Annotated in this window: 22 protein-coding genes and 2 pseudogenes; 13 read left to right on the forward strand and 11 right to left on the reverse strand. The window is 61.5% G+C overall.

Translation table 11 applies throughout. From position 1 onward, the window contains the following. Nucleotides 1-28 precede the first annotated feature (28 nt). From ACEN8U_RS08345 to ACEN8U_RS08360, 4 genes are all read right to left on the reverse strand, one after another. A complete protein-coding gene (locus ACEN8U_RS08345) occupies nt 29-1,693 on the reverse strand; it encodes a methyl-accepting chemotaxis protein (protein WP_310107963.1) in 1,665 nt (554 codons plus the stop codon). A gap of 331 nt (nt 1,694-2,024) precedes the next feature. After that, nucleotides 2,025-3,404, reverse strand: coding sequence for a sigma-54 dependent transcriptional regulator (locus ACEN8U_RS08350; protein ID WP_310107964.1), 1,380 nt, complete (start codon nt 3,402-3,404; stop codon nt 2,025-2,027). 157 nt (nt 3,405-3,561) lie between these two features. Then, nucleotides 3,562-4,050, reverse strand: coding sequence for a hypothetical protein (locus ACEN8U_RS08355; RefSeq protein WP_310107966.1), 489 nt, complete (start codon nt 4,048-4,050; stop codon nt 3,562-3,564). Between the two features lie 108 nt (nt 4,051-4,158). Next, nucleotides 4,159-5,022 (reverse strand): helix-turn-helix transcriptional regulator, encoded by an 864-nt coding sequence (locus ACEN8U_RS08360; protein WP_310108077.1) that lies wholly within the window; start codon nt 5,020-5,022, stop codon nt 4,159-4,161. Between the two features lie 98 nt (nt 5,023-5,120). Here ACEN8U_RS08360 and ACEN8U_RS08365 point away from each other — a divergent pair, with 98 nt between their 5' ends. The 7 genes and pseudogenes from ACEN8U_RS08365 (at nt 5,121) to ACEN8U_RS08395 (ending at nt 10,190) form a co-directional block, all read left to right on the forward strand. Continuing rightward, nucleotides 5,121-6,005 (forward strand): SDR family oxidoreductase, encoded by an 885-nt coding sequence (locus ACEN8U_RS08365; protein WP_310107968.1) that lies wholly within the window; start codon nt 5,121-5,123, stop codon nt 6,003-6,005. Nucleotides 6,006-6,190: 185 nt separating this feature from the next. After that, a complete protein-coding gene (locus tag ACEN8U_RS08370) occupies nt 6,191-6,526 on the forward strand; it encodes a DUF1330 domain-containing protein (protein ID WP_309588864.1) in 336 nt (111 codons plus the stop codon). Nucleotides 6,527-6,741: 215 nt separating this feature from the next. After that, entirely contained in the window at nt 6,742-7,011 is a 270-nt protein-coding gene (locus ACEN8U_RS08375) for a hypothetical protein (protein ID WP_310107970.1), read from the forward strand. 57 nt (nt 7,012-7,068) lie between these two features. After that, complete coding sequence (locus ACEN8U_RS08380; protein WP_310107971.1) at nt 7,069-7,908, forward strand: CmcJ/NvfI family oxidoreductase; 840 nt, start codon at nt 7,069-7,071, stop codon at nt 7,906-7,908. A 335-nt stretch (nt 7,909-8,243) separates the two neighbouring features. Continuing rightward, nucleotides 8,244-8,678: pseudogene (locus ACEN8U_RS08385) on the forward strand (ABC transporter substrate-binding protein); the annotation flags it as partial. Continuing rightward, a pseudogene (gene soxC, locus ACEN8U_RS08390) lies at nt 8,645-9,592 on the forward strand (sulfite dehydrogenase); the annotation flags it as partial. The pseudogenes ACEN8U_RS08385 and soxC, both read left to right, overlap by 34 nt. Continuing rightward, nucleotides 9,585-10,190, forward strand: a complete 606-nt coding sequence (locus ACEN8U_RS08395) for a c-type cytochrome (protein WP_310107973.1) — start codon at nt 9,585-9,587, stop codon at nt 10,188-10,190. The pseudogene soxC and the gene ACEN8U_RS08395, both read left to right, overlap by 8 nt. Before the next feature lie 47 nt (nt 10,191-10,237). Here ACEN8U_RS08395 and ACEN8U_RS08400 read toward each other — a convergent pair whose 3' ends face one another. Next, complete coding sequence (locus ACEN8U_RS08400) at nt 10,238-10,579, reverse strand: hypothetical protein (protein WP_368608183.1); 342 nt, start codon at nt 10,577-10,579, stop codon at nt 10,238-10,240. Between ACEN8U_RS08400 and ACEN8U_RS08405 the strand changes: the two genes are divergently transcribed. The 4 genes from ACEN8U_RS08405 (at nt 10,463) to ACEN8U_RS08420 (ending at nt 14,230) form a co-directional block, all read left to right on the forward strand. Beyond that, complete coding sequence (locus ACEN8U_RS08405; RefSeq protein WP_310108079.1) at nt 10,463-11,308, forward strand: TauD/TfdA family dioxygenase; 846 nt, start codon at nt 10,463-10,465, stop codon at nt 11,306-11,308. The two genes, ACEN8U_RS08400 and ACEN8U_RS08405, sit on opposite strands and share 117 nt — an antisense overlap. A 75-nt stretch (nt 11,309-11,383) precedes the next feature. Continuing rightward, a complete protein-coding gene (locus ACEN8U_RS08410) occupies nt 11,384-12,436 on the forward strand; it encodes an ABC transporter substrate-binding protein (protein WP_310107974.1) in 1,053 nt (350 codons plus the stop codon). Nucleotides 12,437-12,524: 88 nt separating this feature from the next. Beyond that, nucleotides 12,525-13,355: an ABC transporter ATP-binding protein gene (locus ACEN8U_RS08415; protein ID WP_310107976.1), complete on the forward strand. Its 831-nt coding sequence runs from the start codon at nt 12,525-12,527 to the stop codon at nt 13,353-13,355. Next, on the forward strand, nt 13,352-14,230 hold the full coding sequence (locus tag ACEN8U_RS08420; RefSeq protein ID WP_310107978.1) for an ABC transporter permease: 879 nt from the start codon (nt 13,352-13,354) through the stop codon (nt 14,228-14,230). The genes ACEN8U_RS08415 and ACEN8U_RS08420 overlap by 4 nt, the downstream gene beginning before the upstream one ends. A gap of 262 nt (nt 14,231-14,492) precedes the next feature. On the opposite strand, the gene ACEN8U_RS08425 is transcribed toward ACEN8U_RS08420, so the two are convergent. Further along, the gene (locus tag ACEN8U_RS08425) at nt 14,493-15,923 is read right to left on the reverse strand and encodes an ISNCY family transposase (protein ID WP_413656908.1); all 1,431 of its coding nucleotides are present in this window, start codon (nt 15,921-15,923) and stop codon (nt 14,493-14,495) included. A gap of 266 nt (nt 15,924-16,189) precedes the next feature. Here ACEN8U_RS08425 and ACEN8U_RS08430 point away from each other — a divergent pair, with 266 nt between their 5' ends. After that, nucleotides 16,190-16,831: a hypothetical protein gene (locus ACEN8U_RS08430; protein ID WP_310107980.1), complete on the forward strand. Its 642-nt coding sequence runs from the start codon at nt 16,190-16,192 to the stop codon at nt 16,829-16,831. A 20-nt stretch (nt 16,832-16,851) separates the two neighbouring features. Here ACEN8U_RS08430 and ACEN8U_RS08435 read toward each other — a convergent pair whose 3' ends face one another. Continuing rightward, nucleotides 16,852-17,352: a universal stress protein gene (locus ACEN8U_RS08435; protein WP_310107982.1), complete on the reverse strand. Its 501-nt coding sequence runs from the start codon at nt 17,350-17,352 to the stop codon at nt 16,852-16,854. A 91-nt stretch (nt 17,353-17,443) separates the two neighbouring features. Next, nucleotides 17,444-18,070 (reverse strand): LemA family protein, encoded by a 627-nt coding sequence (locus ACEN8U_RS08440; protein WP_310107984.1) that lies wholly within the window; start codon nt 18,068-18,070, stop codon nt 17,444-17,446. 352 nt (nt 18,071-18,422) lie between these two features. Between ACEN8U_RS08440 and phaZ the strand changes: the two genes are divergently transcribed. Continuing rightward, a complete protein-coding gene (gene phaZ / locus ACEN8U_RS08445) occupies nt 18,423-19,706 on the forward strand; it encodes a polyhydroxyalkanoate depolymerase (RefSeq protein WP_310107986.1) in 1,284 nt (427 codons plus the stop codon). A 123-nt stretch (nt 19,707-19,829) separates the two neighbouring features. Here phaZ and ACEN8U_RS08450 read toward each other — a convergent pair whose 3' ends face one another. From ACEN8U_RS08450 to ACEN8U_RS08460, 3 genes are all read right to left on the reverse strand, one after another. Next, nucleotides 19,830-20,261, reverse strand: coding sequence for a DUF6691 family protein (locus tag ACEN8U_RS08450; protein ID WP_310107987.1), 432 nt, complete (start codon nt 20,259-20,261; stop codon nt 19,830-19,832). Nucleotide 20,262: 1 nt separating this feature from the next. Continuing rightward, complete coding sequence (locus tag ACEN8U_RS08455; protein WP_310107989.1) at nt 20,263-20,697, reverse strand: YeeE/YedE family protein; 435 nt, start codon at nt 20,695-20,697, stop codon at nt 20,263-20,265. 211 nt (nt 20,698-20,908) lie between these two features. Continuing rightward, on the reverse strand, nt 20,909-21,385 hold the full coding sequence (locus ACEN8U_RS08460) for a CreA family protein (RefSeq protein ID WP_310107991.1): 477 nt from the start codon (nt 21,383-21,385) through the stop codon (nt 20,909-20,911). Nucleotides 21,386-21,392: the final 7 nt, after the last annotated feature.

Genomic DNA, 21,392 nt, shown 5'->3' on the forward strand with positions numbered 1-21,392 from the left:
TCCAAAGAATAGGGTGGTTCGTACCGAATCAACAGTCGGTCCAATCACCTGCAGCGTTCACCGCGGCACGGGGCATGGGAGCACGCTGGTGAGCCGCCGGCTGCCGGTGTGCGTGGCTATCCGCGGAACCGACGCGGAAGAACGCGACCGCCTCGGTCAATCGATGGCCCTGATCTTCGAGCGACTTCGATGCAGCTGCCGCTTCCTCCACGAGTGCTGCGTTCTGTTGTGTGACTTCGTCCATCTGCGTGATGGCAATATTGACCTGTTCGATTCCGCGGCTTTGCTCGGTGGACGCCGCAGCGATTTCGCCCATGATGTCCGTCACGCGCGCCACCGCATTCGTTACTTCAGTCATCGTATGGCCCGCATCGTCCGCAAAACGCGAGCCGTCCTGAATCTTCTGTACGGATGCGCCGATCAGCGCCTTGATTTCCTTGGCGGCACTCGATGAACGCTGCGCGAGGCTTCTCACCTCGCTTGCCACAACGGCGAAGCCGCGACCCTGTGCGCCTGCGCGGGCAGCTTCCACAGCGGCGTTCAGCGCGAGAATATTGGTCTGGAACGCGATGCCTTCGATGATGCCGGTAATCTCGGCTATCTTCCAAGAGCTGTGGCTGATGTCGGTCATGGTTTCCACGACCTGGCTTACCACCGCGCTGCCTTTGCGGGCGACGTCCGACGCACCGCCGGCCAGGGCGCTCGCATGTTGCGCGCTCTCCGCGTTCTGACGCACGGTCGCGGTGAGCTGTTCCATGCTCGATGCGGTCTCCTGCAGCGACGCCGCCTGTTGCTCGGTGCGGGACGACAGGTCCTGATTGCCCGACGCAATCTGACTGGATCCTGTCGCGATGCCGTCCGCGGCGGTACGAACTTGCCCGATCAGCCGGACGAGGCTCGCCTGCATCTCTCCCATCGACGCGAGCACGCTGCCCCGCGGCGCGGAAGCCGCGCCGCGGACGGTGCCAAGGTCGCCCGCCGCGACGCGGCGCGTGATGTTGCTCAGCTCGCCGGGTTCCGCGCCCAGTGCACGTGTAATGCTGCGCGTGATCAGGAACGCCGCAACGACGGCGACCGCGAGTGCAGCGAGACAGATGCCGATCAGCAAAGCGCGGTGTCCGTTGTACCGTTGCACGGACGCCTGCTTGCTTTCAGCCGCCCGATTGCTCGCGAAATCGATATAGGTGCCGGTTGCTGCAATGAGTTCGTTCAGTAGCGGCCGGCATTGATCGTCGATCATCGCGATCGCCTGGTCTCTGCGGCCATGCAACGCAGCGTCGCGGATTGCGACGGCCACCGGACCATATCGTGACTCGATGCCGTTGATCTCGGCCACCAGCGCACGGGCTTTCGCCGTCACATCGGGATTGATGGCGATTGCTTCGTTCAGCTGACGAAGCCGTGCCTGTACTTCGTCGTGCGCCTGGTTCACCGCAACGCGTTCTGCTTCGATATCGCCGGGCTTCGTCACGAGCACGAGATTACGCACGGCGACCGCACGCTGAAGTGCGGCCGCACGGACTTTCTCCGTCAACGCCGCGCGCGCACGCGCACCGTCGACGTAGCTGGCGAAGCTGTCGTTCGCGTCGCCGAGCGCACCCAGTGCGAGCACCGAAACCAGACCCACCAGCGCGGCCATCACGCCGAAGGTCAAGGCGAGTTTCACTCGCACCGTCAATTGCGCGAAGCTCATGTTTGGTCTTCCCCTGTCGTTCGCTCTCGCTGAGCGGTTGTCGTTGAGCTTGTTATGAACGGCGGGTCGGACGGCGTCGACATGCGTCCAGGCTCAATCCGCGCCCCGTCGTTGGAATCGCGACCACGCAGCTACCGGTGCCGTGCTTCAATTTCTTTGCGTGCCGTTCGCGAAGGATGAGAGGCGCCTGCCCGGTGCGATCTGCGAGATCGTTCCGGACACTCTATGCAAGCGGTGTGCCATATAAAGGGTGTCATCAGACAAGGCTTTGCCGACGATGCGACAGAGAGTGTGTCAATGCGCCCGAACACGCGTGTCCGGAAATCCGACGCTAGCCGATGTTGAGGTTCGCCATGCGCGTGTACAGCGACTGACGGCTGATGCCGAGCCGCTTCGCTGCTTCCGCGCGGTTGTCGCCGGTGAGTTCCAGCGTGCGCAGGATCATCTCGCGCTCGACGGCGGCGAGTGCTTCCGACAGCGGACGATTGAGCATCGCCACCGGCAGCAGCGCATCGCGTGAGGGCACGCCCGGCTCGTCGAGGAACGCGAGATCGCGTTCGGTGACGACGGTCCCGGGCGCGAGTGCATTCACGCGCGCGATCGCATTGCGGAGCTCGCGTACGTTGCCGGGCCACGCATACGCAATCAGGCGCCGCTCCGCCTGCACGGACAGCCGCTTCGTTGCACTCGAGTTCGACGTGGTGTCGAGGAAATGGACCGCAAGCGGCAGGATATCGGCCAGCCGCTCACGCAGCGGCGGCAGATGAATGGGTATGACGTTCAGCCGATAAAGCAGATCTTCGCGAAATGCTCCGTTCCCGACCATGGTCCGCAGGTCTCGGTGTGTGGCCGCAATCACACGGGTGTTCACCGAAATGGACCGGTTGACGCCGAGCGGTGTGACTTGCTGCTCCTGCAGCACGCGCAGCAGCTTGGCCTGCATGGAGGTCGCCATGTCGCCGACCTCGTCAAGGAAAAGCGTGCCGCCGTGGGCTTCGACGATTCGGCCCGTCCGTGCAGCCATAGCGCCCGTGAAAGCGCCTTTGCAATGGCCGAAGAGTTCGCTTTCGAGAAGCTCATGCGGAATCGCGGCGCAATTGACGGCAACGAACGGACCTGCACTGCGCGATGACGCACCGTGCAGCACCTTGGCCGCGACTTCCTTGCCGGTTCCGGTTTCACCGGTGATGAGAACGGTCGCGTCCGACGCTGCGGCGCGGCCGATACACTTTTGTACTTCGCGCATCGCCGCGCTGATGCCGAGCAAGCGCGCTTCCGAACCGACAGGCTCATCGAATGCGTCGACTTTCGGATCTGCTGTGGAACCGGCGTCGGACAAAGGATGGGCCGCGAAGACGCGCTCAAGCAGGCGCGCGATATCGCCGCGACCCACCGGCTTCGTCAGATGGTCGAAGGCGCCGAGGCGCATCGCACCGATCGTGTTGTCGCTACGGGCATAGGCGGTCAGTACCACGACGGGTACCGTCGCGAGGCGATGGACGCGCCGCAGTTCCTCGAGCAGGGCTATTCCGTCCATGTCGGGCAACCTGATGTCGAGGAATATGCAGGCAGGTTGCAGGCCTTGTTCGACGAAGGCAATCGCGTGCTCGCCCATGCGGGCGCATAGGGTTTCGTGACCCAGATCGGTCAGCGTTTCGGACAATCCTTCGCAGAAGGCATCGTCGTCGTCGATCAGCAGGATAGTTGCCATGGAATATCGATGACAAAGCAAGTAGTGGAAGTAGCGGCGCGACAGGCATTGCCGCCGTGCGACGATACGATCTTGCGAACAGATCAGGACCGAGCCCGCAGTTGCCGGGACGCGCGCTGACCAGGGGTTCGAAGATGCCCGCGCTGAACAGGACGAATTACGTCGTTTGGATGGCCGCGTCTGGACGACCGAGCGGGGCGACATCGGGGACGTGCACGAGCGGCACGGCGCACGCAGGGGTGTCCGTTGGCGTGGCGCCGTTGCGCCAGATCACCAATGGGCGGCATTTCATCAGGACAATCATTTCATACTGAATCGGGTAGCGTTCCTTATTATCTGAACGGTACACGAATGATATAGGTTCATCGTCGACGGCAATCGTTTGCGCACGGCGTGCCGTCAAAAAATGTTCTTTTGTACCTGCGTCACAACGCTGGGCGCGAGCAAACCTCGTCGCGAGTTCGCTTCTGCTCGTCAATTCGTCTGAGGTATAGCGACAAACTCTCGAAGCCCCCGAAGTGTAAGCGCGAAAAAATTCGTCATCGTGGTTCGCGGAATAATAAGTTGCCACCCCGCGCAAAGTGTCGCGCGTTAAGCGGAACGCCGCTACATGGAATGTGGGAAAGAGCGGACGGGCGCGAACCAAGGTCGCTCCGGAGCCCGCGCGCGCTCGCGCGCCTTCCCCAAAGGCCGAAATGAGTAAAGCGAAATTGATGACGAAGGTCCGACCATCGAGCAGCGAGTGAAAGGCGCCCTAAGGCTCTCGCATGTCGGCCGACGGCAGTCGGCTTGGCACCGAGCCGATCTGCGATGCGATCTTCTGCACATCCGCCGGCGTCGCCGGATTGTAGACACACATGCTGAGATCCGTCCGGCCGTCGACAGAGAACGTTGAATATTCGAAGGCGAGCGGGCCGAGCACCGGATGGCGAATGCGCTTGATAGCCTCGCCTTTGACGTCGCGAATCTCGTTGTCGCGCCACATCATCCTGAACTCGGGACTGAGCCGGCAGAGCTCCTCGACGAGAGGTTCCACCTCCGTTGCAGCGCCAGCACGCGCGGCATCCACCCGGAATGCACCGATGACGTGGCGCGCCACGCTCTCCCAGTCATACTGCACGGCGCGGGCACGCGGATCGAGGAAGATGATGCGCAGTACATTGCGTTGGTCCGGCGGCAGAGAGCCATAGTCGCCCAACATGACAGTGGCCGCCCGATTCCAGGCAAGCACGTTCCAGGTTGCCGTGCGAATCAGCGCAGGGCTGGGATCCAACGCGTCGAGAACGCGCTGCAACCGAGGCGTGACACCTTCCTTCTCGTGGTAGCGAGCCTGGGGCGGTCGCCCGAGGCCGACCAGAAAGAGGTGCTCGCGCTCGACATCTGTCAGCATCAGGGCCCGCGAGATCCGGTCGAGCACATCGGCCGAGGGGGCACCGCCGCGCCCCTGTTCGAGCCACGTGTACCAGGTGGGGCTGATGTTGGCGCGCTGCGCCACTTCCTCACGGCGCAGGCCTGGCGTGCGCCGGCGCTCCGCGGGAAAACCGAGTGCTGCGGGATCGAGCTTCATGCGCCGATCCCGCAGATAAGTCCCGAGGAGGGTTTCGTTCGGCTGCTGCACTTTCATGCTGTTAGCTGTTTTACCATGATAACGCCACTACTTTACCGCAATAGTATTTAAGCCGAGACTCGTCTCCAACGAAACCAGGAGATCAGTTCATGCGCGTTTTCATCACCGGCGCCACCGGATTTATCGGCATTCCCACCGTTAAGGAACTAATCGCTGCCGGACATACGGTTCTCGGCATGGCCCGTTCGGACGAAGGAGAACAATCGCTAGCCGCTATCGGAGCGGATGTACATCGAGGTTCGCTCGAAGACCTTGAAAGCCTGCGGACGGGCGCAGCGGCGGCCGATGCCGTTATTCATCTCGGCTTTGTTCACGACTGGGCCAACTTTGCGCAGTCTTGCGAGATCGATCGCCGCGCCATTGAAGCGCTGGGTTCAGTCCTCGCTGGCTCGGATCGGCTTCTCATCGCCACGGCGGGGACGGCGGGATTAGCTGGGCCGGGCCGGGTTGCAACCGAGGACGATGATGTGCCGCCAGATTTCCCGTTACCACGCGTGTCGGAGCAGACGGCACTATCACTGAAGGGCGTGCGCGCCTCAGTGGTACGGTTGCCCCAGGTTCACGACACGACGCGCCAAGGGCTTCTGACGTACGCTGTTGCTGTGGCGCGGGAGAAGGGCGTGTCCGCCTATGTTGGGGACGGGCACAACCGCTGGGCAGCGGCCCACATCTCGGATGTGGCGCGTCTTTACCGGATGGCGTTGGAAAAAAACGAGGCGGGCGCGAAATATCACGCGGTGGCTGAAGAAGGCGTGCGCATGCTGGATATTGCCGAAGCCATCGGTCGCGGCCTGAACGTGCCGACAAAATCCCTATCCGCGGAAGAAGCTCCGGCGCATTTGGGTTGGCTGGCAATGTTCGCTAGCCACGACCTCGTGGCATCGAGCGAAAAGACCCGCAAGACACTGGGCTGGAATCCGACCGGGCCCGGCCTGATTGCCGATCTCGAGCGGCTCGACATGTTGAATAGCTGAAGCATGACGCAGGGCGGGAGGATTATCGCTTCAAGCGTCGCTTTCGCGAAGCGCGACAATTATCGCATCGCCATCTTCCCGCTTTCATGCGCCGCGTGCACCGCTGCCATTACTTCAGAGGTAATTGCGGCGAGCCGGCCCCACCGTCACACTCGGCCTTGAAACGTGTGACAAGGGGTGAGCAAATGACCGCGTATGCAATCGGACGTCTGTGGAATGTGACGGTGGGAGCCGAAATCGAATCGTATCTCGCGCAGATCGACGACACGCTGACGCCTTTTGGCGGGCAATTCATCATTCACGGCGGCCCACGCATTGTGCTCGAAGGAGAGTGGAGCGAAGACCTGATCGTGATCGCCTTCCCGGACCTCGCGCATGCTCGCGCGTGGTATGGGTCGCCGGCCTATCAACGCATCGTTGCGCTGCGTACGCGCAACTCGCGCGGCGACGTCATCCTGATGGACGGCGTGGGTCCAGACCATCGCGCGCTGGATGTGCTGAAAGGCACGGCGAGTCGTTGACACTCCTGTGTGGCACTTTCCTGCAGTTCGTCCAGGACGGTTATCCCTCGTGTCGGCGGTTAGTTTTTCTGGGGCGGAACTGCGCGAAGACCGAATCGCGGACCGCTTGTTCGCCGCGAATATCGAAAGCGTGAAAACCAATCCACGAAACCTTCTTTGCAGTTCACGAAAGCGGCCGCTAGATTCAGTGAATGACACTGGCTGACGGAGGCCATATGAAAATGCTTGCCCGGGCGCTGTTCAGGCTGAATATCCGCAACTTCCTGCCGATCTCGAGTTCGCGCACGCGCTCGCGAATGGCGACGTGCGAAAACTGCCGGGGGGCTGAAGCGCAAGCAGCGGCGGGCGGAGCCCCGCCCTCGGTCACCAATGAGCCTGACGCCCAGCGACTTGAACGCATCGCTGCCTACGCGCGCTGCGGCTACTTCCATGTCGAATATCTGCCGGGAATGTTCTTCGCACCATTTGAAATTCCCCCACGCTAAGCAGTGCAACGCAATAGGCGCGTGCATCTTTTGATTTCACATCTTGAGGACGCGATCATGAGCGAGCTCGTTATGGACAGGCCGGCTACTGCGGCATCGGTTCAGGCGGAGTTGAACTATCTGGAGTTCACCGGCGAGCGGCCGGTCTCGTACCAGGACGACCCGCCGCCAGGCGTGCCGAAGCGCAGCGGCATGTACCGTCCATATCGCGTCGAGATCGCGAACGCACGCGTAGCGCCGCCGCCCGGTGCGCCGTGGATCGACCGCAACGGGTTCGAACTGCATCGCCACGCCAGTGCGCTGACCGATTTCAGCGACCCTGAAAAGATCCGCACTGCTTATTACCCCGAGAGTGAGGATCTGCTCAAAAAAGCCACCGGCGCGCGCCGTGTCGTCATCTTCGATCACACATTGCGCGACGGCGACGCGGGACGCGCGGCCGGCATCCGCGAACCCGTCAGATACATTCACAACGATCAGACTTTCGTTTCCGGGCCGCGGCGCGTGCGCGACCATCTGCCGCCGGCCGAAGCCGAAGAACTGCTGAAAGGGCGAGTGGCGATCGTCAATCTCTGGCGGCCGATAGCCGGACCGGTGCGATCGTCGCCGCTCGCGTTGTGCGATGCGAGAAGTATCGCGCTGAACGATCTGGTCGCGTCGGATCTCGTCTACCCGGACAAGGTGGGCGAAACCTACGCGCTCGTGTTCAATCCGCGTCACCGTTGGTATTACTACCCTGACATGACGCCCGACGAATTCCTGCTCATCAAGATTTTCGATTCGGCCGGCGACGGTGTCGCACGTGTGACCGCACACACCGCATTCGACGACCCCACCACACCCGTCGATGCGCCGCCGCGCCGCAGTATCGAGCTGCGCACGCTGCTGTTCTTCTGAGGGTCGCACCGCCTGAACCGGCGGCGCGACATTGCCCACATCGCTTTGCCGCCTTCAGCGACGCTGCCCGCTGTATGACAGCGTCGCAGCCGATCAGCCTGCAACTGGGTGCATTAGCCGGCAGCCTCATGCCCCTGCGTGAGCAATATGCAAAGGTAATTAAGTCATTTCCCGTTCACATCGCCGATCGCATAGTGAATTGGCGCTCGGGCTTTCGGTCGCCGCCAGGACACGCAAAAGATAAAAGTCGAATCGTTATAAACATATCGAAATAGAATAATTCTCACGCCGGTCCTTCGTCGCTACGCTGTGTCGATCACCTTCAGCGAGGACCTATGACCGTTTCCGCTTCGACGTCTTTTTTCGCGCGACGGCGCGCATTGCGCGTGCTCGGTGCCGCGCCGCTTGCGATGGCGGGCGCTGCGGTCAACGCGCAAGGCACGGCTTCTTCCAATGCCAATGCGAGCGCGGCCGGCAACCGCCTTACCCTCGTCCTCGGCGATCAGGCCGGCGGGACGCGGGCGCTGATCGAGGCGGCGAAGGTACTTGACGGCGCGCCTTACGCTTACCGCTGGGCCAATTTCCAGGGCGCCGCGCCCCTGTTCGAAGCACAGCGCGCGGGCGCCGTCGATCTGGCACCTGCGGGCGATCTGCCGGTGCTGGCGGCGGCAGTCGGGGATCCTACGTTGAAAATCGTGGCTACCCGAGTGGGATCGGGCGCTCAACTCGGCATCCTCGTCTGCCGGACATCGATCCCGACCAGCATCGCCTGGCGATCCACGGCCTCGTGAGAACGCCAAAGCTCTTCACGATGAACGATTTGCTGCGTCTTCCCGCCGAATCGCGCATCCATTTTCTCGAATGTTCAGGCAACACCGGCAGCGAATGGAGCGGCCCGAGCGGTTTGCCCGTGCAGCTCACCCATGGTCTGCTGTCCTGCTGCGAATGGACAGGCGTGCGCCTGTCGACGTTGCTCGAGGAAGTGGGAGGCGTGTCGGTATCGCGTGGCGCGGGCAGTAGCGCCTGGTTGCTGGCGGAAGGCGCGGACGCCGCCGCGATGACGCGCAGCTTGCCGCTCGACCGCATTCTGGAGAGCGCGCTCGTGGTCTATGCGCAGAACGGCGAGCGCCTGCGGCCTGAAAATGGCTTTCCGCTACGGCTGATCGTGCCCGGCTTCGAGGGCAATACGAACGTCAAGTGGTTGCGCCGGCTCAAGGTGGTCGACGCACCGCTGCAAACGCGCGAGGAAACCTCGAAATACACGAGCCTGCTGCCAAACGGCACCGCGCGCCAGTTCGCCTTTGAAATGGACGCGAAGTCGGTGATTACGCGACCCTCGCCAGGACATAAGCTCACCACGCAAGGTTATTACCCGATTAGCGGCATCGCCTGGTCGGGTCGCGGGACGCTCCGACAAGTGGAAGTTTCGACCGATGGCGGCATGTCCTGGCGGCTCGCGCGTCTGAACAGCGTGGCGCAGGACCGCGCTCTGACGCGCTTCGAAGCGGATTGGCGCTGGGACGGCGCGCCATCGGCGCTACTGTCTCGCGCCACCGATTCGACCGGCTACGTGCAGCCCACGCGCGCCGCGCTCGTGGCCGCCCGCGGGCTGAATTCGCAATATCACTACAACGCGATTCAGCAATGGCGTGTGGAGGCCAACGGCGAGGTGCGCAATGCGTAACCCCGGTTCTTTGCGAGCGTGGTCCCGAATCGCGCTGGCCGCTTCCGTGCTGGTCGTGGCGTTGACCGCCTGTTCGGTCATCGCACCCGATGCAGCGGATGCACACAATCCGCGCGATGCGAGCAATGCGAGCACTGCGCACGGCATTGGTGCTCCGTTGAACGAGCAGGCCGTCGCAGCGTGGAATATCGACGTCGCGCCGGACGGTCGCGGCCTGCCTGCCGGCAGTGGCGACGTCGCGACGGGCGCCCAGATTTTCGCCGTGAAGTGCGCGGCGTGTCACGGCGCACAAGGGCAGGGCGGTCTCGGCGATCCGCTGGTAGGCGGACAGGGCACGCTGTCGAGCGCGAAGCCAAAGCGCACCGTCGGCAGCTACTGGCCTTATGCAACCACACTTTTCGACTACATTCGCCGCGCCATGCCGTACAACGCGCCGCAATCGCTTTCCGCCGACGAGGTGTACTCGCTCAGCGCGTTCCTGTTGAATCAGAACGGCATCGTGCCCGCCGATACGCGGCTCGACGCAGCCACGCTGCCACGCGTGGTCATGCCGAATCGCGACGGCTTCGTGCCCGATCCGCGGCCCGGGCGGCTTTGAACGGTGCGCGAAAGGGCGGCGAAGGGCGGCGATTGGGGCGTCGCACGTTACAGCATCGGGTTTATCACTCCAGCAGATAACCGTATCGCATTTGCTTCGTTGTCCTCGCGCCCGGCCGCCGGTACATTCATCTGACTGCGCCCCAACGGCGTTCCGCGATCCGATACAACGAAGAGTTTGCCGTGACGAATGCCTTTGCCTCCACTGCCGCTCGGCCTGCGAGCGACGCCCTTGCCGTTAGCAAGGGTCAGCACAATCAGCAAGATCAGCAGATCGAAATTCGCGCTTTCGACGGGCCCGTCGGCGCCGAAGTGCTTGGTCTCGATCTTAGCCGGCCATTGAGCCAGCAGGACTTTACGCGCATTCACCGCGCGCACCTCGATCATCACGTGCTGGTCTTCCGCGATCAACGCATTACACCGGACGAGCAGATCGCGTTCAGCCGCCGCTTCGGGCCGCTGCAAATTCACGTGTTGCATCAATTCCAGTTGCCGGGGCACCCGGAAGTGCTGGTGGTATCGAACATCGTCGAAAACGGTCAGCCTATTGGACTTGGCGACGCCGGGCACTACTGGCATTCCGACCTTTCGTACAAGGAAAAACCGAGCCTCGGCTCGCTGCTGCACGCTCAGGAGCTTCCCGCCGAAGGTGGCGACACGCTGTTCGCGAACATGCATCTCGCGTGGGAGACGTTGCCCGGGCATTTGCGCAGCGCAGTCGAGGGACGTTCCGCAGAACATACTTATCTCGCCAAATACGCCGAACTGCAAAAACGCAGCCCGTGGCGGCCCAATCTCTCGCCTGAACAGATTGCACAGGTGAAGCCCGTGGTGCATCCGGTCGTTCGTACGCATCCCGAGACCGGTCGCAAGGCTCTGTTCGTGAGTGAGCATTTCACGACGCGCATCATCGATATGCCGGAAGACGAGAGCGCGCAATTGCTCGCCGAAATCTTCGCGCACAGCGTGCGTCCGGAACATGTCTACCGGCACAAGTGGAGCGAACACGACATGGTGTTTTGGGACAACCGCTCGCTGATGCACCTCGCGGCCGGGACGCCCGATCACCTGCGCCGCAAGCTCTATCGCACGACCATTGAGGGCGACGTGCCGTTCTGATCGCGCGGCGCTTCGACGCAGACGTCACTCACGACAACGTAAATAAACGCATACCACTCGCTGACCGGAGTTCCGATGTTCGACAAGTTTCATTCTCCCACTGAGCGGCCCTCGCTTGCCCGCCGCCTGGCTGCAACGCTGCTGAGCGTTTCGCTGGCTACAGCGGGACTAGGCGCCGCGCTGCCCGCGCATGCCGAAGGACAGATCCGTATTGCCGAGCAGTTCGGCGTGGTCTATCTGCTGTTGAATGTTGCCCGCGATCAGCAATTCATCGAAAAGGAAGGGCGCAAGCAAGGCCTGAGTATCAAGGTGGATTGGGTGCAGCTTTCCGGCGGCGCGGCCGTCAATGACGCTTTGCTTTCCGGCGCAGTCGATATCGCAGGCGCGGGCGTCGGTCCGCTGTTGACCATCTGGGATCGCACGCACGGCAAGCAGAATGTGAAGGGCGTGGCCTCGCTCGGCAACCTGCCGTACTACCTCGTCAGCAATAATCCGGATGTGAAATCGATCGCGGACTTCACTGCGAAGGACCGCATTGCAGTGCCGGCGGTGAATGTGTCCGTGCAGTCGCGCGTATTGCAATACGCCGCGGCCAAGCGCTGGGGCGACAAGGAATACAACCGCCTCGACAAGTACACGCAGGCGTTACCGCATCCCGACGCGACGGCCGCGATCATCGCGGGCGGCACTGAAATCACCGGCCACTTCGGCAATCCGCCGTTTCAGGATCAGGAGCTGGCGGGCAATCCCAAAGCGCACATCGTGTTGAATTCCTACGACGTCCTCGGCGGCCCGAGTTCGGCCACCGTGCTGTACGCAACGCAGAAATTCCGCGATGAGAACCCGAAGACCTATCGTGCTTTCGTGGACGCACTGGCCGACGCATCGCGCTTTATCGCGGCCAATCCCGATGCGGCTGCCGACATCTACATTCGCACGAACAAGTCGAAGATCGACCGTACGCTGTTGCTGAAAGTCATCAAGAATCCGCAGGTCGATTTCAAGGTCGCGCCGCAGAACACTTTCGGTCTCGCGCAATTCATGTATCGCGTGGGCGCGATCAAGAACGAACCGAAGTCGTGGAAAGACTATTTCTTCGACGATCCAGCCACGGCCGCAGGCAGTTGAGCGATGACGCCTGGCTCCTCGTCCAACATCTATGTAACTTCTCAACGGGACGTTCGCGACTCGACGTTTCTTCTTACGGAGCGATCCGATGGTGGCTAACCCAACGCTTGTCTTTCCCGAGCGCAGTGAGCTCAGCAACCGCGACGTGAGTGAAAAGCTGCTGGCTGTTGAAAACGTCAGCCTCGAATATCGAACGCGCGAGCGCATTGTTCGGGCAACGCACGATGTGAGTTTCGACGTCTACGGCGGCGACCGCTTTGTGCTGCTCGGCCCCTCGGGCTGCGGTAAGTCGACGTTGCTGAAAGCGGTGGGCGGATTCATCGAACCGGTGTCTGGCAGCATTTCGCTCGACGGTCAGGCGGTGCGCGGTCCGGGCGCGGATCGTATCGTCGTGTTCCAGGAGTTCGATCAACTGCCGCCGTGGAAAACGGTGCTGCAAAACGTGGCTTTTCCACTTCGCGTCGCAAAGAAGCTGGGGCGCGCAGAGGCGAATGAACGCGCGCTGCATTATCTGGAGAAAGTCGGGTTGACCTCATTTGCGAATGCTTATCCGCACACGTTGTCCGGCGGAATGAAGCAGCGTGTGGCGATAGCTCGCGCGCTTGCCATGCAGCCGCGTGTGTTGCTGATGGATGAACCGTTCGCGGCACTCGATGCGCTCACACGCCGCAAGATGCAGGAAGAACTACTACGCCTTTGGGAAGAAGTGAAGTTCACGCTGCTGTTCGTCACTCATTCGATTGAAGAAGCCCTGGTGGTCGGCAACCGCATTCTGCTGCTGTCGCCGCATCCGGGACGTGTGCGCGCCGAACTCAACAGTCATCAATATTCGCACGATAGTTTCGGGCGCAACGACTTCCAACGCAGTGTCGCACGCATCCATCAGCTATTGTTTGAAGAGAGGGAGACCGCTCGATGAGTTCGCCCGCCACGCTATTGCCACCGATTCGCGAGGAGTATGAACGTCCGCTCGCGCCGCCCGGCGAACTGACCTATGAAGCACCGTTGCCCACGGTCAAGCGGATCTTCGCTCGGAGCTGGTTACGCAAGACGCTTATCGCGCTCCTGTTGATCGCCGCGTGGGAAATTGCCGCGCGCGTCGTCAATAACGATCTTCTGCTGCCCACATTCGGCGCGACGTTTAGCGCATTTGTGCAAGGCGTGTGGACTGGAGAACTACTGCAGAAGACGGCGGTGTCGATGTCCGTGTTGCTGCGCGGTTATCTGCTCGGTGCGGCGCTCGCGTTCGTGCTGACCTCGCTTGCTGTATCGACTCGCGTGGGTCGCGATCTGCTCTCGATGCTGACTGCGATGTTCAACCCGCTGCCTTCAATCGCGCTCCTGCCGATCGCGTTGCTGTGGTTTGGCCTCGGCACAGGGAGTCTGTTATTCGTGCTTGTGCACTCGGTGTTGTGGCCGCTTGCTCTCAACACGTACTCGGGCTTTCAATCGGTGCCGGCGACGCTGCGCATGACGGGCCGCAATTATGGATTGACGGGCATGCGCCATGTATTGCTGATCCTCGTGCCCGCCGCATTGCCGTCTATTCTGGCCGGCTTGAGGGTCGGCTGGGCGTTTGCGTGGCGCACGCTGATTGCGGCCGAACTCGTGTTCGGCGCCAGTTCGGGCAGTGGCGGGCTCGGATGGTACATTTTCCAGAATCGCAACGAGCTATATACCGATCACGTCTTTGCGGGATTGGCCGCTGTCATCGTTATCGGGCTGCTTATCGAGCATCTCGTGTTCGATACGCTCGAGCGAGTCACCGTGCGCCGCTGGGGCGCGCAGCAATAAAACGCGGCATGGTTGCCGACTCAGGCGGGAAAACCGCACCAGCATGCGCTACAGATACTTGGGATACGACATCTGTACTTTGCTCAGGTACGACACTACTACTTTGCTCCCACATACAATGTCATGGCCATTTCAAGATGTCGTGGTGGCAGCTATTTAGAAATGTCGGGTTTTGACGTTGAGTTTGACTCTTTCTTTACCGGTTTGAATCTCACGTAGCGTTGAAGGACTGCGCGTGAACGGGCAGGGCGTGTCAGTCCGTTCAGACAGATCCTGCAGACCGACGGCCAGGTTTGCGTGTCTGGTTCGGCTGCCTTCGTTGTGCCAGTTCCGTGATCACGCCGTTGATGTCGGCCTGGGTGAATTCACGCTGCTTCTTCGTGCCCTGCGCGCGTTCCGTTGCCCGAACCGGTTGTCCCTGATTCGTGCGCGCGGGAGAGCCGGAGATGCGCCGGTTGTCGCGTTGCGCCTGGATCGCCTGCGCGACCTGCAGCACGTGACTCAGGCGTTTATGTTCAACGATCGCGCCCTGGTCGATTTCGGCCAGCCGGTCGTATTGCCGGTTCGACAGCACCCGGCCATCTGCGCGGATCTCGATGCGCCCGTCCGGGTACTCCCACACGTCGATGTAGCGGTGGATCAGTTTCCGGTTCTCCGGCGTGTCATCCAGCAGGTACATCACGCGGTCGTACTGAATGGTCAGTGATTTCGTCACACGTCGCGTCTCGCGCCACGTCATCAGCAGGTCAAGATTCTCGTCACCCCGCAGCGGTCGATGCGCGTCGAAATCGCTCTTCGGCGGCTTCGCGAAGCGTGCGTTGTAGGCCGCCATGAAGGAGGGCGCATACGCATTGGCCTCGACGATCGTGCTGATTCCGCGCAGTCGCAATTCCTTCACCAGCCGGTCCTGCAGCGTCAGGTGGGCGCGCTCGACGCGACCCTTCGCTGAGCTGCTGTTCGCGCAGAACGTGTCAATGTTCAGCTCGAACATCGCCCGGCCGAAATGTGTCACGCTGCTGCCCGTTTCATGGGCCTTGCCACTGCGAAACACGCTCGCCTTGTCGCTGTAAAACGCGCCAGGCTTGCCGTGGCATTCGATGTACGCCCGCGTCGCCTCGAAATAGCTAAAGGTCGATTCGCTCGCCGTGAAGTGCAGATGCATCAGCCGGCTGGTCGCATCGTCGACGTACACCAGCAGTGTGCAGGCTGGCGCCCGTTCCTCGAACCACCGGTGATCGCTGCCATCAATCTGGATCAGTTCGCCCAGACACGCACGACGCGCCCGCGGCTGGTAGATCTTCGGCGGGCGCTGCCGGCGTGGTATCCACAGACCGGCGTCCGTCATCAGCCGCCTGGCCGTTTCCTTGGCTATCCGGATGCCGTGGCATTCCCGAAGCTTCTCGCAGGCCAGTGTCGGCCCAAAATCGGCGTAGCGCTCGCGAATGATCGCCAGCGCCTGCTGGGCCAGTCCTTCGTCCAGCTTCCGGTTGCCGGAACGGCCACGTCTGCGCGAGGCCAGTCCCGCTGCACCGGATTGCTGGTAGCGGATCACAAGGCGCTCAACCTGACGTACGGTCAAGCCCAGGCGTTCGGCCGCGCGACCAGGCTTGAGGCCCATGTCAACAACGGCCTGGATGACCTTCAGACGGTCGAGTTCGCGCATGTTCAATGTCACCAGTGCAGCTGCATGCATGGCCGGCTCCATAGTCCCGCAGGGAACCGGCAAGCATACCGAGACCAGAACACGACATTTCTAAATGGCTGGAACACGACATTTCTATAAAGCTACTACATACAATCGGTTGATAATTTATCTTATGTCAAATCACAAAACCGGGCAGCGCAGCTCGACGAGCGGCAACCGCACGGTGATGGCTCCTGCCAGTTGACCTGAGTCAATCTGCGCACCTCGTTGGGGCGCAAGCTTCGTTGACGTGAAAGCGAATCTGGAAATAAGCGATGTCAACGCTGGCCACACTGTTCGTTGTCGTGCTGCTACTCAATGTCATACCCGCATTTGCGCCGCCTACCTGGATGGCCATGTCGTGGGTCGGCTTCAATATTCCCGAAGGCAATCCATTCGTTTTTGCCGTCGTTGCCGCCAGCGCGGCCACCATCGGACGGCTGATACTCGCGACGTTTGCCCGCTCGCTCGTACGAGGTCGTCTCATGCGCGCTTCCGACCGCCAGAATATCGAAGTCGTTGAAGCATGGCTGAAGAAGCGCAAAAAGCTGACAGCGGGTGCGTTCTTTGTTTACGCGTTGAGTCCGTTTCCGTCGAACTACCTTTTTATCGCTTATGGATTATCCGGGCTCCCGCTTGGTGTCATCGGCACCGCGTTCTTCGCCGGTCGAACGATCAGCTATTCACTTTGGGCTCACCTTGGGCGCTTCGCTTCATCTTATCTGGATCTCGAACCCCCGCTTGAAGGCGGGTATCTCAGCGGCTACTTCATCGTCTCACAGCTCGCGCTTCTGTGTGTCGTGTACCTTCTGATGAAGCTCGACTGGAAAATGCTGATCGAGCATCGAAAGCTGACCTGCCGCCGCACCGTGAACGATCAGCCGCCCGACACTCGCCGCCATACGGCAAAGCGTTGAACGCGTGCGCCCCGCTACTGTCAGGATAACGAATCAGCCTTGAATCGAGCCTGGCGAGGCCGTTGCTCCACTTCACGCACACACCTCACCAGAAGGACCGGCACCTCCGCGCCGCGCACGAACGTTTCTGCCACGCTGCCCAGCAGCCATCGTCCGATACCGCGCCGGCCTTGCGTCCCCATGACGACGAGGTCCGCACTCTGGCGGTGCACGCAACGGGCAAGGCAGCGAGGTACATCGTCTGCCGGGTCCTGCGTCTCCTCCATCTCGGAGTCGCCAGACACACCGCGATTCGCCATCGCCTCTCGTGCCCCTTCGAGAGCCATGCGCCCGTCTTCGCGCAGCACGGCGCGAAGCTGCTCGGGATCCACATAGCCTGAATAAGGGGACATACTCCACGGATCCACGATATAAATCGCGTGAATCCGCCCTTTCGTGAGTTGCGCGAGTTCGAGCGCCTCATGCAGCGCGTTTCTGGACGACTCGCTGCCGTCGAGCGCCACGACGATCTTTTGATACATAAGTCGTTCCTCGCAACCGTTGCCGCGTTTCGTTTATTAATGCAGCAAATGTCCGCAATTGGTCTGCAATCGTCCCGCAGTCACATGCCGTTCACACCTGCCGATTCGCCGTTTCCGCGACCACGCGAAACGTCGGTCGTGGACGCAGCGCCGGCCTATGCGTCGTTGCATCCGGCAGCGCGTCGAGGCTCGCGTTATAACGATCGACGGTCTTGTCGTACGCCTCCCGCGTTATCGCGGCACGCCTTTCGACCGCGCCCAGTTGCGTGCGCAGCGCGTCGAAACGTGCGTCTTGCCCAATCCGCCGATCATTGCCGAGCTCAATCAACAGCCGCGATATCGCATCGCCAAGCTGCCGCTCCGCCACCTCGAACCGCTCGAATGGCACCTGCTCCGCCAGCGCTCGCGGATCCAGCCGGATACAGGCGAGGTCGGCCTGCGCGACCGTCACGGCGCCGACAAACGTGCCGTTGTCACCTGCGAGCGGTTGCGCCAGCGCAATCAGTTCGCGCACGAGTTTGCCACGCGTCTCGTACTGGTCGAGTACATTGCGCAGTGCCGCGTCGACTTCGGCATCGTCCGGCGGCGCGCTATATGCGGAGCAGCCACCCGGCAAACTCGCGACAAAGAGTAGCGTGACAGTCCAGACGATAACCCCAAGCAGATAGCCGTGAAGGCGCGTGACGCAGCCAGAGCCCGCTTCCCGCCGCGGTCGCATATCCGTCTCCTGCCCTCATTAATCAACAGTCCAAAAGATATCGCCTGAATGGCTCGGTCGACTGACTTTCGTCAACTTCACTGCATATCGCCACTAGAAAATGCTGCCTGTAAGGCCCTGCTTTCCGGCATTCGAGTGACCTGTGCACGGTTAACGCGCATCAAGTCGGCCATGCTGGCGAGGGCATTTACTCAGGCCCTCCACTGCCGCATTGACTACACTTGAATGCGCAGCGGAGCTAATGCAGCGCTGTCCGCCCGTTGCAATCCTCGACGCATGGCGCGGCCTGCCGCGTCGGCACATCGCACATCCGCGAACGTCAACGTTCGCGCACAGATCTGAAGAGACGCTCATGTGGTACAGCCTTCTGGATACACAGCGGCGGCTTGCCAACGCATTTGCCGATAATGCGCTGAATGTCTGCGGGTGGGCGGGGCCGGCATGGGTGCCTTCTCTCCCTCATGCCGCTCGCGACTGGCTGAGCCGTTCAACCTGTGCGTTCGCAACGGCTCCACCATTTGCCATCGCTGCGGTGCAATGCAATGGCCGGCGGATTCCCGTTGAAGAAGACGTCGTCGACGAAACGCCCGTCGGCACACTCCGCCGATTCACGAGGACCAGCGCGCGCCGCGCGAAAGCGCGTAGCGCACCGGTTTTGCTGTGTGCGCCGCTTGCCGGTCACCATGCGGTCATGCTGCGGGAAACCGTCGAGGCGCTGCTCGAAACTCGCCCTGCCGTCTACATTACGGATTGGGCCGACGCGCGCGATGTGCCGCTGGAAGCGGGCCCGCTTGCATTGGCGGATTACGTCAATGCGGTTGAGCGTTTTATTCTGCAGGTCGCGGCTGCCGGGATGCCGGCGCATGTCGTGGCCGTGTGTCAGGGCTGCATACCCGCGCTTGCCGCCGCCAGTCTGCTCGCCGCCAGCAAAGGTGGCTGCCTCGCAAGCATCGCGCTGCTCGGCGGCCCGATCGACACGCGCCGGCATGCCACTTCCATGGATCGCTTCGCACATTCGCATACGCTGCGCTGGTTTAGCGACACGACTATCGACAAAGTGCCCCCGCCTTATCGTGGCATGGGGCGCCGCGTTTATCCTGGCTATCTCCAGCAAGCCGCGCTATTGGCCGCACATCCCTCGCGCCAGTTGGAATTAGAGGCGCGTTACTGGTCTAACTGGCTTGCCGGCGATTCGTGCGGCGCACAAGCGGCGCTGCGTTCGCTGAATGAATACGCCGCTGTCCTCGACATGAGCGAGTGCTACTTTCTGGACATGCTTCGCGTAGTCTTCAAGCATCACCTGCTGGCACGCGGGGTGTGGTCGATTGGCGGACGGCATGTCGATACAGCTGCGTTGAAGCATGTTCCGCTTTGCACGATCGAAGGCGATCGCGACCATATCACGGGCGCCGGACAGACCCATTGCGCGCACGCGCTGTGCCATGCCGCTGACGCGCCGCAGCAGCGGCAGGTGACGGTAAACCAATGCGACCATTACGATCTTTTCACAGGACTTCGGTGGCGCAGCGCCGTTTGTCCTCTATTGTGCGAGTTCTGGGATTCTGTCGAACACATAAGCGCGATGCGGACTGAGCCGGATGCGGCGCTCGATGTTGCGCATCGCAATGAAGTTTGAGGGGCGCAACAAGCAACAGGCGCAATAAGCGTCGATCAGGCGCCGCTCACGGCAACCAGAAGCCCCTTGGCAGGCGAGACTCAACTGGTGCGACGCCCCCTCTTCCGCCGCGCACCGGCCAACTCAGGCCCGCTGCCGACCGAATTTCGCGCGCTCCAGCAGTTCGAACACGGCCATGCCGGCCAACATCGCTGCGACGAAGACCCATGCTTTCGGAACGCCGGCGCCCAACGCGACCAGCGCGGGGCCCGGGCAGAATCCAGCAAGGCCCCAGCCCACACCGAACACCGCGCTACCCAGCACGAGTCTCAATGTCACACCTGTATGAGCCGGAATCCGCATGGCAAGACCGAGCAGCGATTGCTTGCGGCGCCTTGCAAACAGGAACGCGATGGAACCCACTGCTATCGCACCGATCATCACGAATGCAAGAGAGGGATCCCAGCGCCCCGCGAGGTCAAGAAATCCGAGCACCTTCGCCGGATTAGCCATGCCGGAGACCATCAGGCCCACGCCAAACAAAAGCCCGGAAAGCAACGCAGTCAGTAAAGCCACCTCAGCCTCCCAGCAGGTGCCTCGCGACGAACACGGTCAGAAAGCCGCTCCCCATAAAAGTTGCCGTCGCAACCAGCGAACGAACCGAGCCACGCGAAATGCCGCACACCCCGTGGCCGCTCGTGCAACCGCTCGCATAACGCGTGCCGATGCCGACCAGAAAACCGGCGACGAGTACGCCGCCCCACCCTGTCTGAATGTCGGGCGCAATCGGCTCGCCCAGCAGGGCCGCCAATGCAGGCGCTCCCACGAGACCCGCAAGAAATGCGACGCGCCACGCCGCGTCTTTCTGCGTACTCCCAAGCAATCCGCCCAGAATGCCGCTGATACCCGCGATGCGTCCGTTGAAAAACACGAGTGTCGCGGCCGCGGCGCCGATCAGCAGGCCGCCCGCTAAAGACAGCCCAGGTGTGAAGTGCGCGAGATCGATCGACATGCTTTCGCCCTATGTTTAGGCCACTGAACGGGTCATGCAGCGTGTTTATTGGCTGTCAAACCGGCTGGTTACTTCGCAGCGCGCAATCTGTCGCGTGCACTCTAACATTATATTTAATTATATATTGATTGTGGTACGATTTTTCGCCGCGATTGCCGGGTGGTCCGCTTATTCGACCTATTTGCCGGTACAGTGACGTGCCTCCCAAGCGCTATCGTGTCGGCATCCGCAGGCTCGCCGGTAAGCGGATCACATCGAGCCGGCCGGGCAAGTCGCCCGCGGTCTCGTCTTCTGAGTAGGTAAAGTACACGAGCGCATGCCGCTCAGCGTCAATCACGCGGAATATATGAAGCGAATCGAAAATCGCGTTCTGCTGGACCGTAAACACTTTTGCCTGTGCCGGAACCGCGGCCGCGACTTCGAGATTACCTGTCTGATGACACGACGCCGTGAAATCCGCCGCGTGCGGTATTCTTCCGCTGCCAAAAGCGCGATCCGAATGCGACTCCGTGACATAGCAGGTCACGCCTTTCACGAGAGGATCGTCGAATGCGGAAATGGCGATATGGTTCCCGTAACGCTGGCTGTGCGTCTCGATCGACGTCAGGTCACCAGCCAACGCAGCGGACGACGAAAAGATCAATAGCGCCGCCGCAATGCTCAGTCGTCGCCGAAGCCGTTGTTTCATTGTCCGC

It is taken from the genome of Paraburkholderia phenoliruptrix, assembly GCF_047325075.1.
Lineage (GTDB): Bacteria > Pseudomonadota > Gammaproteobacteria > Burkholderiales > Burkholderiaceae > Paraburkholderia > Paraburkholderia phenoliruptrix.

Bases quoted from the DNA above. Each gene is read 5' to 3' on its own strand.
- ACEN8U_RS08345 (WP_310107963.1), bottom strand. From the start codon at position 1,693: ATGAGCTTCGCGCAATTGACGGTGCGAGTGAAACTCGCCTTGACCTTC.
- ACEN8U_RS08350 (WP_310107964.1), bottom strand. From the start codon at position 3,404: ATGGCAACTATCCTGCTGATCGACGACGACGATGCCTTCTGCGAAGGA.
- ACEN8U_RS08365 (WP_310107968.1), top strand. From the start codon at position 5,121: ATGCGCGTTTTCATCACCGGCGCCACCGGATTTATCGGCATTCCCACC.
- ACEN8U_RS08370 (WP_309588864.1), top strand. From the start codon at position 6,191: ATGACCGCGTATGCAATCGGACGTCTGTGGAATGTGACGGTGGGAGCC.
- ACEN8U_RS08375 (WP_310107970.1), top strand. From the start codon at position 6,742: ATGAAAATGCTTGCCCGGGCGCTGTTCAGGCTGAATATCCGCAACTTC.
- ACEN8U_RS08380 (WP_310107971.1), top strand. From the start codon at position 7,069: ATGAGCGAGCTCGTTATGGACAGGCCGGCTACTGCGGCATCGGTTCAG.
- ACEN8U_RS08395 (WP_310107973.1), top strand. From the start codon at position 9,585: ATGCGTAACCCCGGTTCTTTGCGAGCGTGGTCCCGAATCGCGCTGGCC.
- ACEN8U_RS08410 (WP_310107974.1), top strand. From the start codon at position 11,384: ATGTTCGACAAGTTTCATTCTCCCACTGAGCGGCCCTCGCTTGCCCGC.
- ACEN8U_RS08415 (WP_310107976.1), top strand. From the start codon at position 12,525: ATGGTGGCTAACCCAACGCTTGTCTTTCCCGAGCGCAGTGAGCTCAGC.
- ACEN8U_RS08420 (WP_310107978.1), top strand. From the start codon at position 13,352: ATGAGTTCGCCCGCCACGCTATTGCCACCGATTCGCGAGGAGTATGAA.
- ACEN8U_RS08425 (WP_413656908.1), bottom strand. From the start codon at position 15,923: ATGCATGCAGCTGCACTGGTGACATTGAACATGCGCGAACTCGACCGT.
- ACEN8U_RS08430 (WP_310107980.1), top strand. From the start codon at position 16,190: ATGTCAACGCTGGCCACACTGTTCGTTGTCGTGCTGCTACTCAATGTC.
- ACEN8U_RS08435 (WP_310107982.1), bottom strand. From the start codon at position 17,352: ATGTATCAAAAGATCGTCGTGGCGCTCGACGGCAGCGAGTCGTCCAGA.
- ACEN8U_RS08440 (WP_310107984.1), bottom strand. From the start codon at position 18,070: ATGCGACCGCGGCGGGAAGCGGGCTCTGGCTGCGTCACGCGCCTTCAC.
- phaZ (WP_310107986.1), top strand. From the start codon at position 18,423: ATGTGGTACAGCCTTCTGGATACACAGCGGCGGCTTGCCAACGCATTT.
- ACEN8U_RS08455 (WP_310107989.1), bottom strand. From the start codon at position 20,697: ATGTCGATCGATCTCGCGCACTTCACACCTGGGCTGTCTTTAGCGGGC.
- ACEN8U_RS08460 (WP_310107991.1), bottom strand. From the start codon at position 21,385: ATGAAACAACGGCTTCGGCGACGACTGAGCATTGCGGCGGCGCTATTG.